General features: G+C 60.6%; 14 protein-coding genes. 2 read left to right on the top strand and 12 right to left on the bottom strand.

From position 1 onward, the window contains the following. Nucleotides 1-152: 152 nt before the first annotated feature. From ACM42_RS18125 to ACM42_RS18155, 7 genes are all read right to left on the bottom strand, one after another. Nucleotides 153-518 (bottom strand): hypothetical protein, encoded by a 366-nt coding sequence (locus ACM42_RS18125; protein WP_271529222.1) that lies wholly within the window; start codon nucleotides 516-518, stop codon nucleotides 153-155. Between the two features lie 82 nt (nucleotides 519-600). Then, nucleotides 601-2,979 (bottom strand): N,N-dimethylformamidase beta subunit family domain-containing protein, encoded by a 2,379-nt coding sequence (locus ACM42_RS18130; protein ID WP_271529223.1) that lies wholly within the window; start codon nucleotides 2,977-2,979, stop codon nucleotides 601-603. A gap of 25 nt (nucleotides 2,980-3,004) precedes the next feature. Continuing rightward, nucleotides 3,005-4,654, bottom strand: a complete 1,650-nt coding sequence (locus ACM42_RS18135; RefSeq protein WP_271529224.1) for a branched-chain amino acid ABC transporter permease — start codon at nucleotides 4,652-4,654, stop codon at nucleotides 3,005-3,007. A gap of 3 nt (nucleotides 4,655-4,657) precedes the next feature. Continuing rightward, complete coding sequence (locus ACM42_RS18140) at nucleotides 4,658-5,539, bottom strand: branched-chain amino acid ABC transporter permease (protein ID WP_247802803.1); 882 nt, start codon at nucleotides 5,537-5,539, stop codon at nucleotides 4,658-4,660. 3 nt (nucleotides 5,540-5,542) lie between these two features. Next, nucleotides 5,543-6,307 (bottom strand): ABC transporter ATP-binding protein, encoded by a 765-nt coding sequence (locus ACM42_RS18145; protein ID WP_271529226.1) that lies wholly within the window; start codon nucleotides 6,305-6,307, stop codon nucleotides 5,543-5,545. Continuing rightward, complete coding sequence (locus ACM42_RS18150; protein ID WP_271529227.1) at nucleotides 6,304-7,080, bottom strand: ABC transporter ATP-binding protein; 777 nt, start codon at nucleotides 7,078-7,080, stop codon at nucleotides 6,304-6,306. The genes ACM42_RS18145 and ACM42_RS18150 overlap by 4 nt, the downstream gene beginning before the upstream one ends. Further along, nucleotides 7,080-8,363: an ABC transporter substrate-binding protein gene (locus ACM42_RS18155; protein WP_271529228.1), complete on the bottom strand. Its 1,284-nt coding sequence runs from the start codon at nucleotides 8,361-8,363 to the stop codon at nucleotides 7,080-7,082. Before ACM42_RS18155 ends, ACM42_RS18150 begins: the two co-directional genes overlap by 1 nt. Before the next feature lie 603 nt (nucleotides 8,364-8,966). Here ACM42_RS18155 and ACM42_RS18160 point away from each other — a divergent pair. Then, nucleotides 8,967-10,004 (top strand): helix-turn-helix transcriptional regulator, encoded by a 1,038-nt coding sequence (locus ACM42_RS18160; protein WP_271529229.1) that lies wholly within the window; start codon nucleotides 8,967-8,969, stop codon nucleotides 10,002-10,004. Nucleotides 10,005-10,021: 17 nt separating this feature from the next. Here the strand turns inward: ACM42_RS18160 and ACM42_RS18165 are convergent, their stop codons facing one another. The 4 genes from ACM42_RS18165 to ACM42_RS18185 form a co-directional block, all read right to left on the bottom strand. Further along, nucleotides 10,022-11,179, bottom strand: a complete 1,158-nt coding sequence (locus ACM42_RS18165; RefSeq protein WP_271529230.1) for an MFS transporter — start codon at nucleotides 11,177-11,179, stop codon at nucleotides 10,022-10,024. Between the two features lie 67 nt (nucleotides 11,180-11,246). Beyond that, nucleotides 11,247-13,205 (bottom strand): primary-amine oxidase, encoded by a 1,959-nt coding sequence (locus ACM42_RS18170; RefSeq protein WP_271529231.1) that lies wholly within the window; start codon nucleotides 13,203-13,205, stop codon nucleotides 11,247-11,249. 943 nt (nucleotides 13,206-14,148) lie between these two features. Continuing rightward, nucleotides 14,149-14,376, bottom strand: coding sequence for a hypothetical protein (locus ACM42_RS18180; protein ID WP_271529281.1), 228 nt, complete (start codon nucleotides 14,374-14,376; stop codon nucleotides 14,149-14,151). Nucleotides 14,377-16,017: 1,641 nt separating this feature from the next. Next, nucleotides 16,018-17,436 carry a type II and III secretion system protein family protein gene (locus tag ACM42_RS18185; protein WP_442868933.1) on the bottom strand — a complete coding sequence of 473 codons (1,419 nt, stop codon included), beginning with the start codon at nucleotides 17,434-17,436 and terminating at the stop codon, nucleotides 16,018-16,020. Nucleotides 17,437-18,902: 1,466 nt separating this feature from the next. Here ACM42_RS18185 and ACM42_RS18190 point away from each other — a divergent pair. Further along, nucleotides 18,903-20,303 carry a TolC family outer membrane protein gene (locus ACM42_RS18190; RefSeq protein WP_271529233.1) on the top strand — a complete coding sequence of 467 codons (1,401 nt, stop codon included), beginning with the start codon at nucleotides 18,903-18,905 and terminating at the stop codon, nucleotides 20,301-20,303. A gap of 1,010 nt (nucleotides 20,304-21,313) precedes the next feature. Here ACM42_RS18190 and ACM42_RS18195 read toward each other — a convergent pair. After that, nucleotides 21,314-22,024, bottom strand: coding sequence for an ABC transporter ATP-binding protein (locus tag ACM42_RS18195; protein ID WP_271529234.1), 711 nt, complete (start codon nucleotides 22,022-22,024; stop codon nucleotides 21,314-21,316).

Raw genomic sequence — 22,024 nt, forward strand, 5'->3', positions numbered from 1 at the left:
ATCGAGATGCTGGACGAGGCGCCTGCCCCAGCCAGCGTGTTGCAGCTAGCTCCAAAGCGCGATGCGATCGGGATGAATCCTCATCGCGCTTCAGGTTGTTGTTCAAGCATGATCCGTTCGGAAAACCGCTGCGCACGTCTCCGGATCGTGCTTTAGGTTTCGAGAAGGTCGCGGATGCAGCGCAGGAACAGGCCATGACAGGCGTCGTTCGCCGACGCGTAGATGCCCTCATCAATCACACGCGGAGGAACGCCCCGATGCCCCGACAGCCTGACCACCTGATACTTGCGGAACGGCTCGACGACCCTGACCGCATATCTTTCGTCCAATGGTCGCTGGCGGAAATAGATCAGCAGTCGCTCCAGCCGCTCGCTGTGCTGGCCGAGCGGCGACCGCCGGTGCTCATCGATCACCTCGGGCGTCACAAGCGTTCGCAGGAACTCGCGGCGGAAGCCGTCGAAGCGATCCCGGACGATGATGTCGCGGTCCTGAGACCTGTCGTATTCGAGCGGCAGCATGCTCAACTCCCCGGCTTCTGCAAATGTTTGTCGCGAACCGTCCCGGCCGGGCGTAGCGGCACGGCCTCCCGCGACGAATGTTTCAAGCCCACTGCTTTTCCTCATTGACCCAGGCAAATCCGGGCAACCTGCCCGGCCTGACGAACGCCTCGACGACGTTGGCCAGCACGCGGGACGAGCTGTTTCTGAAATTGTTGACCGGCAGGGATTGCGCGAACGCGACCGAGCCGCACGCGAACACCGCTCCTCCATGCGGGGCCGTGAAGTAGGTCATGTCGGCATGAACGCGCCAGTCATACGACCCATAGAGGCCGAGATAGGAATAAAGAACGAGTTGCTGGTTCACGACGTAGCTGTCGGTATGCCCGCCCGACGATGCGATGACCCTGGTGTGCGGCGGTGTGCCCAGAGCACGGTCGTAGTAATCGAGAGCGAGCCCCGCCGCGCCGTTGTTGGCAAGGCCAAAGTCGCCAATGATCTCGCCATCGACACCTTTGGTGATCCAGGACACGGTGCGGTGATAGCTGTCCGGCATCCGCCGGTATGGTTCGCTTCGTCCACCGCCCGAGCTGCTCAGGCCGATCCCGACCAGCTTCTGGGTCGCCCGTCCGAGCACTTTCCACGGCCCGCCGCGCATCCCGTCCGTAGCCATGTAGTGCTCGCCGTAGCGCGATATCCACGGCTTGTACCCGTCATCACGACGGCGACATTCCACGATCCACGGTTCGCCGTCGCGAACGCCTGCCGTGGCATTGAATCCGTTGCCGCCCGCATAGATGTAGCGGCCGCCGTCGGCGATATAGTCCTCGGTCGCGTCAAGCATGCGCTCGGTGTAGTATTCAGGCCGCGCGCCGCTGATAACGCAGGCGTACGGCGACAACGCCGCCGATCCATCGCGATGCAGGTCTTCGTCGGTCAGGACCTCGTATTCGAAGTCGCTCTGGTCGAGCCAGGCGACGATCGAGAGGTCCGCAGCCAGTCCCGAGGCAACGTCAAGGCTCGGCGTCCTGTATCTCGGCCGCATGTTCATGATTGGACGATGATAGGAGCTGTAGCAAACTCCGCTGCCGTCGGCGTGCGTATCGTAGGTCGACAGCCCGAAATCGGCTCGCTTGTACATCTCGATATCGATGTCGGACAGCACGGCCGGCTGACCGGTCAATGCTTCGCGTTCCGGATGATCGAAGCTCAAGCGCTCGTTCGCAAAGGCAAGATAGGTCAACGTCGGAAACAGGAATGCGATGCGCGCCCGCGGTTTTTCCGGCCGCACGAAAAAAGCAACGTGCTCCTCGCTGACGCTCTCACCGCTACCGGAACGCAGCCGCATGGCATAGCAGCCACTTTTGAGCTCGCGCGGCAAGGTGACGACCCTGGTCGTCTCCCAATTGCAATCCGTTAGCGCGTCGGCATGAAACTCGATGCCCCCGAACTCGTGCGGCGCCAGCCGGAAGCAATCGGTGAAGCCACGCCAGTTCCAGCCGGTTTGGGCGCGAACCGGCCGGTTGTATCCTCGGGCATTCAGCTTATGCCGCCCGACGTCGACCACGAGATCGCCGATGCCGCGATCGGTGTATCCTGCGCTCGTGTCCCAGAACGCGACCAGGCTTTCCATCGCGGGGACAAGCCCGCTCCGGATCGTGTCGAGCTCGGCCGGCCCTAGAGCCTGATCAAATGCGCCGCACCGGTCGATCTTGCCCCAATAGAGCTCCGACACGCATGCACGCTGCTGCGCATCGCGGCCGCGCGACCCGGCCATCAGGAACGGAGTCGTGGAGGGATTGGCGGGCCCGGCCTGGAAGCTCGTGGTGCCCTGGCAATCATAATCGAGCAGCGCAACCTTGCCCAGCAGGCCGTTGTACCTGTTGCCAACGCCAACCTGATACAAGGTTGCGCGCCGCGTTTCGGCATCGAAGGTTGCGGCCACGAAATACCACATCTGCACCTGCAGCGGCGCATCGGCTGTCAGGCACTCGACCGCCTCTCCGCCGCGTCCGATCCAGAACTGCAGACGGCCGTTCTCGTCAAGGCCGACCCCATAGCCTTGCTTGAGGTCGCCGTCCCACCGGCCGATGATGGTTTGGCGCTTTCCGGATGCAGGCCAGGTCGGGTGGATGAAAGCGAACAGAGAGAAGCTGCCCTTGAAGGCCAGCCAGCCCTCGCGATCATCGACCTCGAGAAACGATCCGACCTGCGTGAACTGCCGCTCGACTCGCCACACGCCGTTCGCGTCGCATGCCACCTCTTCCTCGACGAAGCCGGGTCCGGCGGGGTTTTCGTCGCCGTGGATCAAGCGCACCAGCTGCGCCTCGGCGGTATCCGTTCCCTCTGCGCTGACGTGAAACCGGATAGCTTCGCCCGGCTTGACCGAGATCCTGTCCGTGTAGCCAAATAGCCTGACCGGTGTCACCACCAACTCCCTTTGATCATTGTCACTCGAATGTCCGCCGAGCACGCCGGACACAGCTACACTCGTGAATTCGAGCGGTTCAGGACTCCAGCAAGTCCTGAACGCGCCGCATAAAGACGCCGTGGCAGGCCTCGTCCGGGGTCGAGTAGATCCTGTCCTCGACCACGCGCGGTGCTACGCCGCGATGGCCGGATAGCGCCACGATGCGGTACCCCTCGAAGCGTTCCACGGCCATTATGGCGTACTTCTCCACTTGCGGACGGGTGCGGAAGTAGATCAACAGCCGCTCCAGCGCCTCACTGTGCTGTCCATTGAGGGAGTGGCGATGCTCTTCGATGAGCTCCGGCGACACCAGCGTCTTGAGATGGTCGCGGGTCATCTTGTCGTGGCGCCGCTGATAGACGACGCTCTTGTCGTCGATCTCGGTCGCCTCCTCGGGCAGCATCTCACCGCCCTTCTCCGCCCGCGTCGACCTCCGCTCGCTCTTCTTCTTGTCGCGCCAGGCACGGAACTGCGCCTTGATCCCGAACAGCCCGTTGCGCAGGTAAAGAACGACCAGCAGCATGATGAAGCCGATGATGATGAAGCGCGCGGGCCCCAATGTGTTCAGCACCTGATCGAAGAACACGACGATGAGGGTACCGACCACCGCGCCTTCCGCACGTCCCACGCCGCCGATCACCAGCATGGCGAGGCCGAGCAGGACGGTGTCGAAGTTGAAGATCGAGAACGCCACGCCGCCGAAATTCGAGGTATAGAATCCGCCGATGAAGCCCAGCGCCGTCGAGGAGATGAGAAACACCCAGATACGCGCCTGGCGAAAGTTCACTCCGGTCGCCTCGGCGAAGGCCTCGCGCTTTTCCGGCGCCATGCGAAGGATTCGGCCAAGCCTGCGGCCGTTGACGAACCGGTAGAGCAGCAACGCGAGCAGCATCAGGCCGAAGCAGGCGTAGTACGCCAGAAGCAGCTGACCCAACTGCGACCAGTCTTCCGGCACATAGGTCGTTGCACCATACAAGCCGCCGTTGGCGGACCCGAATTCCTTCGAAGTGACGAAGTAGACCCGGCAGAGCTCGTTGAGCCCGAGCGTGAGAAGCGCGTAGTAGAAGCCATCCAACCGCGTGGCCGGCAGCGCGATGATCCCGCCGAAGACCAGGCCCACCAGCGCACCGATGGGCGGCAACAGCCACCAGGGCAACGCGAACTTGACCGCGAGCAGTGCCGTGACAAAGGCGGCCGTACCGACCACTGCATAGGTGGCGAGCGAGAAGACACCCGCGGTGCCCATGATGAGCATCCAGCACAGGCTGATGGCGGAATAGATGCCGAACGTGGCTCCCGCCGTCAGCAGCGTATTCTGCAGATCGCCTGGCGTGAACAGGGGCGCAATCGCCAGCGCAAGAAGCCCCAGCAGCCACCAGATCGGCCGCTTGTCGACAATCGTCTTCTCCGCGCGCAAGGTCTTGGGATTGTACTCCCCGCGCAGCCGCAGCACCCGGCGGCGCGTCGGCCAGTAGCGAAGACGATTCCACATCATTCCGCCATGGCCCGGCCATTTGTAATAGTAGCGCAGGCGTCCGACCGGGTTCAGCTTCGTCTTCGATTGACGGGCCCTTTCCCAGACCTCCTGATGGCTTCGGAACGGAATGGTCGGAAGTTCTTCCACGTCGCTCCGGTCACCCCAGACGAAGAGTGGATTGTGCCATTTCATGCCGCTATCACCGGACATTGCTCAGGCCTCCCTCGCCTTGTCGAGCAGTCCGGCGATGCCGCGCGGACGGACCAAGAGGATGACGATAATCACGACGAACTGGGTGATGAGGACGTAGCGGCCACCGATCAACATGCCTGTCAGCGCCTCGTTCAGGCCGAGCACGATCGCGGCGATGACGGCGCCGCGCACGCTGCCGAGTCCACCGCAGAGCGCAATGCTGACGCCCTTGATCATTGGCATCAGTCCACCAAAGGGCGAGATGTAGTAGGTTTGGGAGAGCAGGACGGCCGCGAGACCCGCCAATCCGCCCGTGATACCCATGACGTAGAAGGAGGTCCGTCGCACGCCGATGCCGACGATGGAGGCCGCATGGGGATTCATCATCATGGCGCGGATTTCGAGGCCGCGGCGGCTCGACTGCATCCACCTGAGAACGATCGCCAGCATCAGGACGGACGTGACCACGTTGCCAACCTTATCAGCCGTAAAGACCACCCCGGGCAACGATACCGACCAGTTGCCGAAGATCTCCGGCAGGCTCTTCGAGCGCGGACCGAACCACCAGAGCAGGAATTGCGTGCCGATCAGATTGATCGCGAGCGTCGCGATCAGGCCGCGAATGGTAAAATTCGGCTTGTCGTGGATCGGTATGAAGCCAAGCGCGCAGATGATCACGCCCCCGAGCGCGCCGGAGAGGATTCCGGCGGCCAGTACTGCGGGTCCCCAGGTGGAGAGATGCTGGGAAAACAGCCAGGCACCGTAGCCCGCGAACGCGAAGATGAAACCGTAGGACAGGTTCAACAGACCGAGGCTCGACCACGTGATCGAAATACCGATCGCGAGCGTGCCATAGATGCAGGCAAGGATGATCGTGTTGCTGACGACGAACCAAATATCCACGTCCTAGCCCTTTCGATGAACGTTCAACGCGAGGGCCGCAGAGGCCTCGCCCTTGAGCTTGCCGACATGCATGCCGATGACGCGGTCGACGCGTCCCTCGAGCAAGGCGACGTTCTGCTCCGCGATGATCATGGCGGCGTCCCCGAGCTTGACGTCCATCAGCGCATTGATCACGCTCTTGCCGATCTTGGGCGCCAGCCCGAGCGATGGCTCGTCGACGAGAAAGAGCGACGCATCGGTCATCAGGCCCCGGCCGATCGACACCATGCGCCGTTCGCCGCCCGACAGGCGCCCCACGGGCACCTCCATCAGCTTCCGCAACGGGGGAAATATCTCCAGGATACGGCGCTTGCGCGCCGCGCGATCGCGCCAGGCCACCGCTGTATAGGCTCCGGAATCGAGGTGCTCCTCGACGGTCAGGCCATGGAAGATCTCGTCACCCTGGGGTATCAGCGCCAAGCCTGCACGCACAATCTCGTGGGTGTAACGGCCCGGCCCCTGGCTACGCGTGCGACCAACCTCCTTGCCATTCAGCTTGATCGAGCCGCGCTGCCAGCCGGTGAGCCCCGCAATCGCGTAGAACAATGTCGACTTGCCGTGACCGTTCAGGCCGACGATTCCGATCCGCTCACCACATTGAACGACAAGATCGAGATCATGGATGACGCGGACCGGCCCATAGCCGGCGGACAGCCCCTTGACGTTCAGGACCTCGCGCTGAGACCGACGCATCGGACCGCCGGACGCGTTGTTCACGGCGATGTTCATGCGTCGCCCTCTTCGCTGAAATCCTCGAAATAGGCCGCGTGAACCTTCGGATCGGCCATCACGTCCTCCATCAGTCCCTCGGAGATGACCTCCCCTGCATCCATGACCAGAATGCGGTCGGAGATCGTCCCAAGGAGCTCGATGCGGTGCTCGACGATCAGGATCGCGATGTTCATCTCCTTGGCGAGAATGCGCAGCAGGGTGTCGATCTCGTCGACTTCCGAATTGATCAGGCCCGCCGCCGGCTCGTCCAGCAGCAGCAGCGACGGCCGACGCATCAACAGGCACGCCAGCAGCAATTTGCGCCGGTTGAAGGTTTCGAGCTGCGTTGCAGGTGTGTCGTCGCTGACCTTCAGGCCGACGAGGTCGGCACCATATTCCGCGTCGAACCTGGTGAGAAACGGATGGTAGGCCTGGCGCGCCGCCTTGAATGTTTCGCCGACGGTCAGTTCGTCAGGGACAACCGGGGTCTGGAATGTGCGGCCGATCCCCAGTCGCGAGCGGGAATAGAGCGGCAATGCGGTGACGTTCTCACCCTTGAACAGGACCGCACCGCTCTTGGGACGCATCCGTCCGGACAGGATCTCGAACAGGCTGGTCTTGCCCGCACCGTTCGGGCCGATGATGCCCAGCACTTCACCGGCATGGACGTGCAGGTTGATGTCGCGGAGAATTTCGCGGCCGCCAAGGTCGAGTGAAATGCCGCTGCAGGAGAACAGGATGGGCTTGCCGCCCTGTTCGGCCTTTTCGCTGGAGGAGAGTTGCCTGAGCATCAGCTCCACCACGGCGCTGAGATCAACTTCATTTCCGAGACCGGACCGGGATAGACGATCTTGTGCTCGCCACCCTGGACCTGGACATAGAGTTGCGCGACGCCGGCCTCGAGCTTGTGTGCCTGCAGTTCGTCGCCGCCATTGTCGGGAAAGTGGAGCGCCTCCTGGTAGGGATTACCCATATCGACGTAGCCGCAGACGCCGCGCTGAGGATTGGCGCGGATCCAGTTGCAGACTTCGCCGAACTTGCGAGGATCGCCCACGGCTTCCCAGGCCTTCTTGAGGTAGTAGGTCTGGTCGTACGCAATACCGGTGTAGGCGAGCCCGGCTATGCCCGGAAAGCGCTTCTTGTACTTCTGCCTGTAGGCGAGACCCCCCTCGTCGCCGTAAATGCCCATGGTTGTGCCCCAGACGAAGCCGTTGGCGGCCGATCCGGCAAGCTCGAGGAACTCCGGCTGGGACGGGCCGTACTGGAGATAGACCAGCGAGTTGCGCACCGGGCTCGCCACGAATTGCTTGCAAAAGGCGGCGTATTCGGCGGCCACCCAATGATCAACCATGATCGCGGCGGCATCGACTTCCTTCATCTCGCGGATGACCGGCGCCCAGTCCTGCACCGGATATTGGATGTCCGTGATCCGCGCGACCTCGAACTTCCCGCGCCGCTTGATCGCATCCTGCGCGGCTCGCGAGATGGTCTGGCAGTAGCCGATCTGCTCCTGGATGATGTGAACCTTGCGGTTCTTCGGCTTCCAGACACCCCGCCGCTCCTCGTCCTCCAGCCAGAGAGCATAGCTCCATCCGTAGTTCACTTCCGACGGGCAGAACTGGAAGATGTGGCCATACTTGTCCGGATGCTCCTTGACGGCCGATGTGCCGGCGCGTTGCGCGTTGCCGTTGATGTACGGACATTTGTACTTCACGGTGGCGTCCATCGCCGGAAGCGGGACAAGCGTGAATGCGAAGGAGATCGCATCGACCTTGGCGTCCACGCAGGCGGCGAGCGCCTGCTTGGAGGATTCCGGCGACAGAACATTCATGTCCGTCGTGAACAGCTTCAATGGCCTGCCGAGGATGCCGCCAGCGGCATTGATCTCCTCCATCGCGAGCGTCGTGCCGTTCAGAAAGTCCTGATGATCCGCAACGCCGGCAGCGGCGGTCTGGCAGTAAGGCACGCCGAGAAGGATCGGCTGCGCGGCAAATGCCGTCCGTCCAACAAAAGGTGCGGCGACGGCCGCGCCGATGCCCGCGGTCACTGAGCGTCTGGTGAGTTGGGAAACCATCTGAGCAACCTCTCCTGCAATCGAGCGCACGAGTCCTCGGCATCGCGACCGAGACCGGGCCGGATTTCCTGTTGGGCCAAGACGGCGCTGTCAGCCGACCGTCGCGTGATAGCGGTTCGATCGCATCGATGCGATCGAACCGCCTGGACCAAAGCCTCGGTTTTCTGCCGATTTTCAGCAATACGTCAGCTGACCGATTTTGGCGTTGAATCTGGAGGAGCCGGAGCGACGTCGCGGGCACAGACAGGGCCGGGGTGGCAACTTGCGCAGCAAGCCAAGCCCAGAATTTCATCAATCGAAGGCGCTGCGGGTCCGCTTGCGGCAGAAATGCTGGCCTTAACGAAAGCCAAGTGTGACACTCCTTTGACTAAAGGAGCGGCCGCTTCTAACATGCAATTGCAATTTTCAGCCCGGTGCTCGCTTTGGATCCAGACGATCGGATCAGCGGAGTGAGAGTCCAGCGTGTTGATGTGGTAGCTCGCATTGGTTGGCGCGGTCCTTGCTCTGAGGTCGCAATCGCCGGGCTGACCGATCGTCAGCGGCCAAGAAAAAGAATTCGATCACGAACCGTCGGAAAGTTCTTTCACGAGCTGGAGGCTCACCGTGAAATTGGCAGCGATCGACCATGCGATGTCAGCAACGGTACGGCTCGACACGCCGGCGGCAACCCTGAATGATCAGATCATCGATCAAGCGACCCAGATCACCCGTCTGTTGCGCGAGTTCGTGCGGAGCGAGGCAATCGCCCTGGTGGCGATAGACCCGATATCCCGAACCCACCGCTCTCTGGCCGACGACGGATATACGGACAGAACGATGGCCTACGTGCTCGACGGCTTCCCTGCCGCCTGCCCGGCTTACGCCATCGCGCGCGAGAAGGACACGCACTCACTGCGCTGGCGAGACTACAGGCGTGACTGGAATCTCCATCTGCCGGATACATTGACCGCCCAGGAATACCTGATGCCGGATGGATTCAGCGAAGGTTCGACGATGTGCCTGCGCGTCGCGGATGGCCGCTACATTGGGGCCATCCATATGAGCTGGTCCCGGGAGGCGCACGCCACCGACGAGCGCCGCGAGATGACGGAGCGCTTCCGTCCGATCTTGCTCAACATCTGTGATCAGCTCAGGGCACCACAGCTTCTGGCCGATGAACTGGCGCCTGGCTCATACGCCCTCGCCGTCTCGCCGAACGGTTTCGCATTCCACCTGCCCAACCGCAGTCCGGGGCCGCATCTCGGCGAAGGCGGAGAGCTTCGCCGGCTCGTGTTGGAAAAGGCAAAATCCTCGAAGCCGCAACGCTTCATCTGGCCCGACGAGGCCGGCCGCTGCCATCAGGTCACGATCACGCCCTGCCGGGGAAACATCCTCCTGATCACGGAGGAATGTATTCGCTGGCCGTACAATCTCTCGCTCCGCGAGATTCAAATCCTGCACCTCGTAACCAGCGGCGCTTCAAATCCCAACATCGCCGAGCAGCTTTTCGTGTCGCCCCGTACGGTCTCCACGCATATCGAACACATCCTCGCCAAGATGAGCTGCGACTCCCGCACAAGGCTCGCCGCCTTGGCGGTCTCCGAAGGGCTGCTGCTGGCGGAGAACCCATCGCGGCGGTCCCGCAAACTCGGAGGCGATTGACCGCTTCCGCGATCGCATCAGCCGGATAACCCCTCTCGCGCGGAAGCTCCCTTCAGCAGCATCGCGAGCCCGGCCGCCGCGAGGCAGGCGAGGCCGACGCACGCAAAGCCGACCGAGTAGACTGCGAGGCCGAGGGCTCCGACGCCGGCGGAAGCGATAGTGGCTCCCGCCACGTGCGCTGCCATCATCCAGCCCATCGCGGTGCCGATGCCGCGACTGCCGAGATTTGCGGACATCAACCTCACGAGCGCAGGAAACGTCAGCGCCGCATCGAGGCCATAGAGCGCGCCGAATCGCGCCAGCTCGACAAGGCTGAGGCCGGTGAACGGCAGCCAAAGCAGGACGAACGCGCGGACGACAAAGTAGACGGCCAGCAGCATTCGTGCGGGATAGCGGTCCGCGAGATACCCGCTCGCCACACTTCCGATCGCGCCACCGAGCAAGACGATGGCCACCACGTCGGCGCTCGACGAAAGGCTGAGACCCGCGCTCATGCAGAGGATACCGATCTGGCCGTCGATCAAGCCGGATGTCGATGCGCCGCAGATGCAGAAGATCGCAGCCAGCGCCCAGAACCGCCAGCTCCTCCCCTCCGAAGGCGCGTGCCCGCTGGACGATGACCGATGCGGTTCGGCTCCCTGGCTGGATGCGGGGACAAGCAGGAATGCCGCGAAGGCCGTTGCCAGTACGACGATTGCGGCGGCATGGAAGGCGGTGCGCCACTCGGGCGCCTCCACCGCACGGGATGCAAGCAGCAGCCCCGCCATCGATCCCAGGATCTGCATCGACATCACGAGGCCAAAGCGCGTACCGCAATGCGCCGCGTTTCCACGACCGCCAACCATGGCGCCCAGGATAGAAGCGCCCAAGGATCCGCTGAAGCCGACGCCAACTCCCCAGGCGAGAGCAAGATGCCAGGGCGATGTCGCGCGCGTCGTCGACGCAAGCGATATCGCGAGGAGAACCAGGCTCGTGAACAGCGGTGATCGAACGCCCCATCGCGCGAGGCCATGCGCCGCAAGCGGCGACGCGAATGCGGAGACGGCAATGCCGAGCGTGATCGGCCAGACCACGTCGGAGGTTTGCCAACCCAGATCCTGCTGGACCGGGATGGCGAGCAGCGCGGGGAGAACGCGCGCGGCCGAGCTCACAAGGATCGCAAGAGCAACGGCCACCGAGGCCCCCGACGCTGCGCACGCCTCCCGTCCGAAGAGCAGGAGCCGTGCGGCGGCGAGCGGTGCCCTATTCGGCGGGCTGCGCATGACAGCTTGCGGCATTCCTGTCGGGTGCCAGGTCGATGCCGGGATTGCGGTCGAAGAAGCCGCTCGGCATCAGCTTGAAGCCGGTGAAGATGCAGGGCTGAACCGGAAAGTCCTCGGGACGAACCTGGTGGTGAAGGCCGAAGACGTGCCAGAGCACGATATCGGTGTTCTCGATGCTCCGGTTGTTTCTGACGAAATCTGAGACGCCTCCCGTTCCATCCGAGTGGTTCATGTGTTCGCCAGCCGGATAGCGCTCCTCGGGATCGAAGGCGGTGACCCAAAGCTGGTTCTTGATGAAGCTCGAGCGCCTGCCCGACGGCGACTCGGGATGAATGAACGGCGTCACCGGATGACTTGCCTCGAGCTTGTAGCCCGTCGGGGTGCCGACCCAATTCTTGCGGCCGGGATTGATGACCTTCCAGGCCCGATGCGTCGCCGGGTTCGCCTGGCGACAACCGCCCAACTCGGTCTTCAGAACCGTCTCCTCCTCGTAGAAGCCGTTGCCATAGGCATTGTCCGGCCCCCACGGATCGGCATGCGTATTGAGCTCGACGACGCTGTTCTCATCGCCGTCGACGTTCATGTCCAACCGCGCGCAGAAGATGTGCTGGTGAATGTGCCCCACGACGCCGGGCGCGACTTCCTTGCCGTATTTGCCCGGCCGTCCCGGATGACACGCGGCGGTGTTGATGATGCCTGTGGCCTTGAGCTCGAACTGGATCGAGCCGTCCGTGTGGAAGTACCAGAATAGGCCATATTCGTAGTTGGCGACCGTCGCGATACAGGAGATGACCAGCCTGCGGGCTCGCCTCGACTCGACATTGTTGGACCGGAAGTCCCAGTGCTTCCATAGCAGGCCTGCATCCTCCTCATGAATGCAGATCGCATTCTGGATCGTGACGACGTTGCCATCCATCGTCGCAAGGTGCGCGTCGAGATAGGAGATGGCGCCGAGGCAATCGCAGCCGAGCTTGAGTGAATTGGCCAGCTTGCCGATCCCGTATTCGCCGATGTCGAAGACGTTCTTTCGGAAATGACCTTTGTCGGTGGTACCATATGGCACGACCATTTCCACCAGCGACACACGGTGCGCGATCGGTCGTCCGTCATAGCTGATGTCATGCAGGGTCAGGCCTTCGCGGGAATTGAAGCCGACGAGCACGGACCAGCGATCCCACTCAAGCCGACGTCCGTCGAGCCTGAAGGAAACGCCCTCAGGCTGAACGATGTCGAGAGGCTTGTAGGGAGTTCGAGGGTTCTTGATGAACTCCGCCTCATAGTTCACCTCGGCCTTGGGAATCGGGATGATCTCGTGGTCGTCGACTCGGATGATCTCGTAGGTCTTGATGTCGACCACGGCGTTCAGGCCGCCGATTGGGTGCGCATAGAGATTGTCGTTCTCCCGCAGACGCAGCCAGGCGAAGACGTGCGCGAGATATCGGCCATCTTCACCCGGAATGTCGAAATTGCCCGCCGACCACGGATCGATGCAGACAAGAGACATGTCCTCGATGCCGCGCTTCTTGCAGGCTGCAATGAACTCGGGAGCCGCGCGAACAGCGTCTTCGATGGCCGTAAACTGCTCGAGCTGGATCATCGGCTTGGCCGTTCGCACATATTTCGACGTGAGAACTTTCCCTTCCGCAAGCGACACCGTCAGGCGCCAGATGCCATTCTCCCTGACCTTGAACAGATTGACCCGCGCCGCTCTTTCTATGGAATCACCCGGCCTATACTGACGCACGAGTGATTTCTCAGGCTCGAGAAGTTCGATCGTCTCAAAGAGAAACTCGGCACCGTACTGTGGATCATTGCGAACGATCCGAACCACCGCGCCGATTTCGGCAACCGTCAAGGGATCGAGAGGATGCTTCACGGCATCCGCGTTCGGCGCGTCCGGGACGCACGTGCAGGACGACGAGGCAGTGACAGTGTCCATAGGTTAGCTCCTTGCATAGGCGACTGGGCGCGGACGAGCGCAGCGACGGAATGCGCGCGCACGCGTGCATCCATTTTGAGCCGTACCACCGCGGTGCTGGCGACTCACGACAGCCGCCAGGCAGTCTAAACGCAGATCACGCCTCGATGGATCGTTACTCATCGGACGAACGCCTGGTCCGGTTTGCTCGCTGACAGATGGCCGACTTTCTTCCGGGCATCGCCACTCGACAATACGTCAGTTGACCGATTTGATAATTCGCCCGTCGAAAACTGCAGAGAGTTAGGGGGCTTCACGCACAGAGTGACGGAATGCGCGAATGGACAATTCGAGGCGGTCATGGCCCAGCAGCTCGCGCGCGTTCCTTACTTGGTAAACGCACCCACCATCGTCGCGCGGACAACGTTGCAATGCGAACGGCAACATTTTCTTATGGATCCCTCACGGCAGGCGCTGCTTGTCAGGCGGTCTGAACCCAGCGCAGCAGCCATCGCCAATCGCTCTGCTCGCGGCATATGAACTGCTCACGGCACTTCTTTGAACAGGAAACCTTGGGAGCAGCTCCACGGCATTGAGGTCTCGGCTGAAGAGGTTCGACTAGCGCGCTTTGCGATAACGCATTTGGGACCCGTCGGCAATTCGGAGGAGCGAGACCGGCGGCCAATTCAAGACGCGCGCGATGAGCTCATCGAATACTTCGAAACGAATCGCCGGCAATTCATTCCGATGGGCGTATAGTTCGGTACGCTGTAACGACAACCAAGCGGCAGGAAGAGATTTGCCGACCCGATTGGCCCGACGTCGATATGCAAAAGCGGACCCCGATCAACCTTCTCCATTGTGAGCCCTGCTTCAAAAAGGCGACTAGTCCCTTCGTGTCGCAGGTCATGAAAATGCAGATCCTCGATCTTCAACTCGTCGCAGGCTTGCGTGACGGCCGCGCTCACTGAGCGGTGATTGTAGGGAAATACACGACCCAGCCCCGAGTGATGATGCACTGCTGGAGCATGATCTCCCACGCATCGTATCCGGTCAGATTGAGAAGCGGGACCTTTTGATTGTTGCCTTCCTTGGCTCGAGGATCCTTGCGGTCGCGAATGCGCTTGTAACCGGCCACAAGGATTGGCGCACGCTGCGGCGTTACACCAAGCTGAAGCCAGAAGAACTCCACAAGCTACAAACGACACCCACAACCATCTTTGGCCAATGGGGGAGCACTGCATGCCCTCCCGTCAGGCCGCAGGTTCTTCGGGTGAGCGAATTTGCTGGGGACGATGAGAATTCGATGAAGACCCCAGTTCACTCAACTGACCCGAGACGAAGGTGCCACGTGCCGACAGATCGCAGACGCACTTCAAGTCGGAGTTTGACACTGCCGAAGCATCGGGTCGCACCTCAAATCGACTTGTCCAATGCTCAGGATCGAGATTTATCACGCCGTGAACCGCCCCGAGTTTGCCGGCCCACGCGTCGCCAGAGCCTCGGTCACTGGATAACCGGAACTCGTCCCAAATCCGCCGACCGGTGATCCATTTTCAACATAACCGTTGGACAAGCAGAATCGCGATCGGCTTCAGTGCTCTTCCCACGGCTGAGCTACCGAGCGCAGGCCGCGATCGGTATGTCGTAGCATGGAAAGCGAATGCGACCTTGGGACGATCGACACTTCGAGCAACATTTCTATATCTTTGGAAATCCTAAGTCGATGGACGGGCGATGAACCGTCACTAGACTGGGGAAGCCTCTCTCGTATACAGAAGGACTGTTGGTAGTGCACCGCCACATTGCCCTTGCCGCTTTTGCCACCTTGTTTGCTGGACGACTCGCCGCTTCCGAGCCATTTGCGATAAGTTTTTCATTCAAAGGCACTACAGGTTGCAAGACGCTATTTCCCAACCCTGAGATCAGGCTCCAAAATCTTCCGGCGGGCGGATCCCGCGTTCTTATTCGCCTGCGTGGAGACAAAGGCTGGGAGTTGGGCGGACAGGAAATTACACTTCCCGCTTCCGGAACTGTGCCTGCGGGTGCAATCCATACATTTGCGCCATGCAACCCGGGATCGTTTACGTATCAAGTCATCGTAAAATCCGTCACGGGCGCCACAATTGGTGAAGCGGAAGCCTCAAGGTTATTTCCAGATCAATAACTCATTGCTTTGGCGAGACGGATCGCCGCCCCTGGAGCGATCTATGACGTGAGATAGAAGCTCGAGCATTTGGACGAAGGTTCAACTGGAACAGGCGCAGGCGGCGCGCTTCAATGCAGCTCTACTTTCATATTTTGCTCTGCCTCCTTTTGAACTTTTCGGTGTGGATCATTGTCCCTGGGGGTCGGCACTTGGCATCTGCTGATTCTGCTTTTCGTGCTCATCGTCATTTCCCCGCGCGAATCCCGAGTGCCGGCCCCGCTGTTTCGGGCCCGCGGCGGCGCCCCGTCCAGGCTGATGCTGCTGCGAAGGGCGTGGGGGGCCGATACCGAATGCGGCGAAGAATATAGCGCAGTCCAGCCGCTGCCGTTCGTCACATCCAGGAACTTGACTAGTCCGGAGTCCAGGTCGGCGCGCATCGCTATGCGGGTGGCGTCGGCACCACTGATGTTGATCCCGGCCCACCGATAGGCGTTGTGGCCCATATGCCGCTGTTGCGCCCGTCGGACAAAGCGCGATGCCGTTCAGATCGTTGCCGAGGCCGTGCGTCGCCGGTGCGTGGGCCTTGGAGGTTTCTGTTGAGCCAGATCGGGTCGACAACTCAAAGCGGCTCACGACTGCCAAGTTGCCCTCGACGTTCGGGCCAATTGGGACTCGCGAAGACAATTAGTCGATAATAAAGCCAACGTCGCCACTACGAGGTGATGTTGGTTCGCGCCGAGCCCTTAGTCCGTATATCCGATTGATATTTCCGAGGAGGTTCGCCTCCGGATCAGACGGAGCAACGAAACCATCGTCCGGTCGCGCAATCTGCCGTGGTGCGACCGCACGGACGATAAAGGGCGTTACCAGAACCATAAGCTCAGTTTCATTATTGACGAAATCCTGGCTCCTGAACAATGCTCCCAGGATCGGCAACTGAGTCAATCCCGGAAGTCCATTGACAGCTCGCTTGGTTTGCTCCTGAATCAATCCGGCGATCACCATGGCTCCTCCGGAGGGTATTTCGAGTGTGCTTTCTGCGCGACGCGTTTTGATAGATGGGACAGTTATTGAGTTCGTGGTCGTCGAGCTCACCGCCTGCGAAAGCGTGATCGAATTCTCGTTCGACAATTCTGATACCTCCGTCATCAAGTGTAAACTGATGCGTCCCTCTGTGAGGACTACGGGAGTGAAGTTCAGGGCCATGCCGAATTTTTTGAAACTGATCTGGGTTGTACAGACGTGCGTCGTAGGATCGCACGAATAACCCGCCGGCACCGGAAACTCTCCGCCCGAGACGAAAGTTGCTGATTCTCCCGAGATTGCGGTTAGCGTCGGTTCGGCCAACGTTCGCATCACCCCAGCTGTTTCCATCGCCCTTAACGTCGCCGTTGTTCCTCCGATGGAAAGCGTCGCATTGTTGCCCGAAACGAGATTGCTTCCATACGCGGTAAAGGGGTTTGAATTTGTCAGGCTCACAGTCGACGTGCCAGAATTGAGAGAGGTGCTCAGGTCAATCCCTAGCTGCTTGACAATCGAGCGCGACATTTCCGCGACCGTCACCTTAAGCATGACTTGGTCGCGTCCACGAACAACAATCGCATTGACGACCTTGTCGCCGCTGCCAGTAAGACGGGCGGCGAGATCGCCGGCCTGCTGCGCCTCAATCGGGGATGCCGCCGAGCCAGTCAGTATCACGCCATCGCCTGCGCCATCGATCTGGATATCGGATCTGGGCAGGACTTGCTTCAACGCCTTGCGAATGCCGTTGAGGTCGCGCTTGACGGCAATGTCGTAGGCCGCAATCTGTTGACCGGCGGCGTCGAAGAAGACGACATTGGTCTGCCCTACGGCAGCGCCGATGATGTAGGCCTGCTGGGTCGACCGCACCACGGTATTGGCAATCTTCGGATCTGCGACCAATACATCTTTGATGTCACGGGGCAGATCGACGACGATTGATTTGCCGATGCCGAGCGATACAAACCGTGCGCTGATCTCGGCAGTCGCGCGCATCCGCGTTGGGTTATGCATGTCGCCAGCTCTCGCAGGAGTCGGGCAGGACAAGATAGTCAGAGCAAGGACCAGCCATCGATTCGTCATGTGACTCCCTCTAGGAACGCCATTTCCACATACCTATTGCCAATCTACTCGGCCTTGCGGGTGGTCTATGGATTGGGTGACTTAGATGAAACGGAGCGAGTGATGGCGTCAGGCGTTCAGGAAACAAAACGAATTAGAAAACTTGATTGTGAAAGCCCCGGAAATGCCTGGCAAATATACGGCCGCATAGTCGCCGCATACGCGCTTTCAAGGACAACGGGCCTTGCAGTTGAAGGAATGACCGGCTCCAACACGTCGCCCGATCGGCGCGGGCGTGGATGCGATTGGCACTTTGGTGCAGGATTCGCTCGGTACGATTAGTGGCGCGTCAGGCTCTGGCCTTGAGTTCACGTTTGGGGCCAGTTGTAGTCATGTTGTCTCGCCATAATCGTCGGAATATTGTTCGCCTCTTGACTAGCAAGCGGACAGCTCCTGGTGGTGTTCCCAGGAACGAGAGAGAACTGATGAAACAGATCGTTCTCACAGGTCTTTCACCCGCTAGTCCGAGATCGGGTCTCAGGCCTTAGTGCTATGCCCACCGGCGGACAAACTAGAGTTGTCGCCATGATTACCGTGTTCGCGAGATGTCGCTTACGCATCCTTCGAGCCCGCCCTCGCCCTTTGTCCGACGTCGTTCAGCCTCGTGCCGACGCAGCCTAAGCTCAAAGAAGGTCGCCTCGCTCACTTCCATGGAGCATTGGTGAACAGAATTGTGGCCGTGAGACCATCCCGAGGCATAATCTGCGTCATCGGGAAACTGTGGCATCCGATGTTCTTCTCCGTGACAGTATCCAAGTTGCCATCGAACGCTTTCGGGCGATAGCCCGGGCCCAGCCGTGACGAACATCCTAAGAACCTCCAAGGAACCGATCTCTCATTCCGTGCCGACCCAAGAGAAGCATCGGATTGGCGCTGCTTTGCGGCAGTAAAATTCATTTCGGTTACCAACGTTGTTCGCTAGAGGCTTTTGCATCAGACACGTGCACCGTTGAGAATGGCGGATTCCTTGATCCGTCATGATCGGTACACGTGGGCTTGGCTGCGGAGCTGGCCGTCACGGCAATGACTTTCGGATGAGACCACGATTCTGCCGGCGGCGATCATTCCATGCGCGACCATCGAGACGACATCTCGGTGCATGCACTACCCCAGGCGCTCGCGAATGGAGGCAGGCGCGGCGTCAGCGGCTTTATTGTACTGACATTACCGACGAGCGGCGCCGGGTTGGCCAGCATGATGGTGTCACGCCTATGACCAACGCCGTCTCGCAGGCGCGCAAGATGAAATCAAACTAAATCACGAGCAACATCCCTGACGCATTGACGGCGCAGATAATTGCCATGCCTTCGGAAACAAGTAGCGACCGCAGCCGGCACGGATGCGGCCCTGATGCAGATATCTACTCGCCAGCCTCGCAGCGCTCTGAGGGTAAGCGGGCAGCTGGCCAATCGATGGTGACCTCGCCGATGACGCAATTGGGTTTATTGGTTCGGGCGCTAACGATCTTAGGTGGCATTTTTGGAGCAGGGTTTGCCTCCTCATCCGCCGAAACCATGGAAGACGCGCTAGCACGGGCCTATCAGAACAACCCTCAGCTCAACGCGCAGCGTGCTCAGGTCAGATCGATCGATGAGAATGTGCCTCAGGCCTTGTCCGGCTATCACCCGAAGGTGACTCTCACCGGCAGCGCGGGTTATCGATATTTGGATACTCTTTCCAAGGGCAGCAGTACCGCAACCGACTACCGTGACGTCCCGCGAAGCGCGGCGCTTGCCGTCTCGCAAACAATATTCAATGGTAATCAGACGGCAAACAAAGTGCGCGCCGCCGAGACGCAAGTTCTTGCTGCACGCGAAGTTCTAAGATCGCTCGAACAGAGCGTCCTTCTATCCGCTGCGACCGCGTATATGGACTACCTTCGAGACTTAGCGTCTCTTGAGGTTCAGAGATCCAACGTGCGGGTTCTCGAAAAAACCGCAACGCAAGCACGTGATCGGTTTCTTCTCGGAGAAGTCACATACACCGATGTCGCCCAATCCGAAGCGCAACTCGCTGCCGGTAGGTCGCAGGAACGGTCCGCGGAATCGCAGCTGGCAACGTCAAGAGCCAACTTCCGGCGCGATATCGGCGACAATCCAGTAAATCCCGCGCCCGGGTCGCCCGTGGACCGATTTCTGCCCGGAAGCTTGAGCGCAGCGACGGAGACTGCGCTCGTCGAAAACCCCGACATCGTCAGCGCAATCTATGGCATTGATACCGATCATCTTCAGGTGAAGATTAGTGAGGGTGCACTCCTCCCGTCGGTCGGTCTGCAGGCGTCTGTCCAGAAGTCGTACGAGTCATACGAACAATCGACCAGAACGTACCGGTCGTTCGGAGCGGCCGCAGTCGTCCAAGCCTCAGTCCCCATCTATCAAGGGGGGACGGAGTACGCCCTCATTCGACAATCCAAGGAGCTCCTTGTTCAACGACAGCTTGCGCTTGGGCGGGTGCGCGACGAGGTCCGAGCGACAGTAGCTCAGCGATGGGGGCAACTCGGTACGACAAAGGCTCAGGTGCAGTCAGCCCAAGCCCAGGTGTCTGCCTCAGAGATCGCGTTGAACGGTGTCCGCAACGAAGCCAAGGCCGGGCAACGCACAACCCTTGACTTTCTCAACGCGCAACTCGCCTTGGTCAACGCGCGCATCTCGCTGGTCAAGGCACAGCATGACCGGGTGATCGCATCCTACAACGTTCTCAGCGCAATCGGACGCCTATCGCCGCGAGTCCTCGGTCTAAGAACGGCCATCTATGACCCGAGCGCCCATTACCACCAGGTGCGCAACAGCGGGTTCGGGACTAAAGCATTGGACGAGCTGAACCCATGATGATGAGCTTGTGTCAAGCGCCGCGCTGCGGTTGAGTTCATGAACCGCTTAGAAACTCTAGCTCTTCGCGCGCAAAGGCAAACGCCGAAAGACCGCCAAACTCCGGCTTCAGGCGAAAGTCATTGATGTCGCAAACTCGAACATATCTGCGGGGGCCACGCACGGCGATCGCTGCAGCCGGAGCGACTACGCTCCGCCTTACGCTGTGCGGTTAGCATCTGACCTCCATTTCGGGGCCGCTCCCAGATTCAATCGGGGAGACAGAACCACCGATACCGAAACTAGTACCTGCCCCGCGCGTCACATTACTGAACGGTGCCTGGCACCAGCCCAAACGGACTGCGACATCTGCACGGCGCGCCTGGAGGTGCAGGGGGAGCACGGCAAACTATCGGGGGAGGTCCTGGAGGCCCGGGAGGAAACGCCACGCACCTCAAGCGAGGAGGTGGAGGCGGCCCTAATCCCGGTGGCCCGACAGGCGGCGGAAATGGCTGAGCCGAAACGCCATCCGCGGCGCACAACGTGATCGCAATTACGAGAGCTAGTCTGCGCATGATAAACCTCCGCAGCATCCAAGCGAGCATGCCAGAAGATTCCGTCATCTCAAGCGCAGACTGGCATCCAGAGACAATTAGAAACGCTTAGATACTTATAGAAACAATTCCTATTCCGAGTCGCTATCCATTGCGTCGAGGCGTCGCCGACCGCCATAGTGGGAATGTCGGCTTCCTTTCGTACCCGCTCGCCAAATGGTCCGGAATCCGAGGCAGCGCGGCACCTGGGCCGCGGTGGCGGCTCCGGAGATACCGCCCGAGGAGAAATCGATCACGTCGACACCGCGCTGCTTCAGTTCGCGCCTGAAGATGGCATCGCGCTCTGTTGGATCCAGACCGGGTGATGTCTCCCGCGTTTCTACGGCATTCTCGCCGCAGGTTGAAAGGCCACGATGCCGCCGCCGAGCAAATGGAGCAGACTCTCTCTGGAAACAGCCGACTCCTGCAGCGAGATTCCTACTCGATCCGTTCTCCAAGATATGCCGCCTGAAGCGAGGAATTGTGGACCAGATCCTCCGACCGCCCCTCAATTACGATGCGCCCAAGCTCCATGACATAAGCACGCTCCGTCACCGACAGTGCGAGCTTTGCATTCTGCTCGACGATAATCGCCGTCATTCCCGACTTCTTCAAGCGCGTGATCGCCTCGAAGATCTGCTCGACGATCCGGGGCGCGAGCCCGATCGACGGTTCGTCGAGGAGGATCACCTGGGGCTCCGCCATCAACGCACGACCGACGGCGACCATCTGCTGCTCGCCGCCCGACAGCGTTTTGACCTCCTGGTTGCGCCGCTCCTTGAGCTTCGGCAAGAGATCGTAGACGCGCTCCAGCGACGATCCGTCATAGCGATAGCGATGCAGATAGCCGCCGAGCCTGAGATTGTCCTGCACCGACAGCGGGCCGAACAAATCCCGGTTTTCGGGCACGAGCACGATCCCACGCGCGACGCGTCGTTCCGTGGGGAGGCCATCGATCGCCTGCCCGCCGTGCAAGATCGTTCCGCTGACGGCCGGGACCAGCCCCATCACCGCATTCAACGTGGTGGTCTTGCCTGCTCCGTTGGCGCCGATGACGGCAACGAACTCGCCCTTCGAGACGTTGATGTTGATCCCCTCGATCGCGACAGCCTTGCCATAGGCGACCGATAAATTCCTCACCTCAAACAT

Source organism: Bradyrhizobium sp. CCBAU 25338, assembly GCF_028128965.1.
In the GTDB taxonomy this organism is placed as follows: Bacteria; Pseudomonadota; Alphaproteobacteria; order Rhizobiales; family Xanthobacteraceae; genus Bradyrhizobium; species Bradyrhizobium liaoningense.

Bases quoted from the DNA above. Each gene is read 5' to 3' on its own strand.
- ACM42_RS18190 (WP_271529233.1), top strand. From the start codon at position 18,903: ATGACGCAATTGGGTTTATTGGTTCGGGCGCTAACGATCTTAGGTGGC.
- ACM42_RS18185 (WP_442868933.1), bottom strand. From the start codon at position 17,436: ATGACGAATCGATGGCTGGTCCTTGCTCTGACTATCTTGTCCTGCCCG.
- ACM42_RS18155 (WP_271529228.1), bottom strand. From the start codon at position 8,363: ATGGTTTCCCAACTCACCAGACGCTCAGTGACCGCGGGCATCGGCGCG.
- ACM42_RS18125 (WP_271529222.1), bottom strand. From the start codon at position 518: ATGCTGCCGCTCGAATACGACAGGTCTCAGGACCGCGACATCATCGTC.
- ACM42_RS18150 (WP_271529227.1), bottom strand. From the start codon at position 7,080: ATGCTCAGGCAACTCTCCTCCAGCGAAAAGGCCGAACAGGGCGGCAAG.
- ACM42_RS18135 (WP_271529224.1), bottom strand. From the start codon at position 4,654: ATGTCCGGTGATAGCGGCATGAAATGGCACAATCCACTCTTCGTCTGG.
- ACM42_RS18195 (WP_271529234.1), bottom strand. From the start codon at position 22,024: ATGTTTGAGGTGAGGAATTTATCGGTCGCCTATGGCAAGGCTGTCGCG.
- ACM42_RS18170 (WP_271529231.1), bottom strand. From the start codon at position 13,205: ATGGACACTGTCACTGCCTCGTCGTCCTGCACGTGCGTCCCGGACGCG.
- ACM42_RS18145 (WP_271529226.1), bottom strand. From the start codon at position 6,307: ATGAACATCGCCGTGAACAACGCGTCCGGCGGTCCGATGCGTCGGTCT.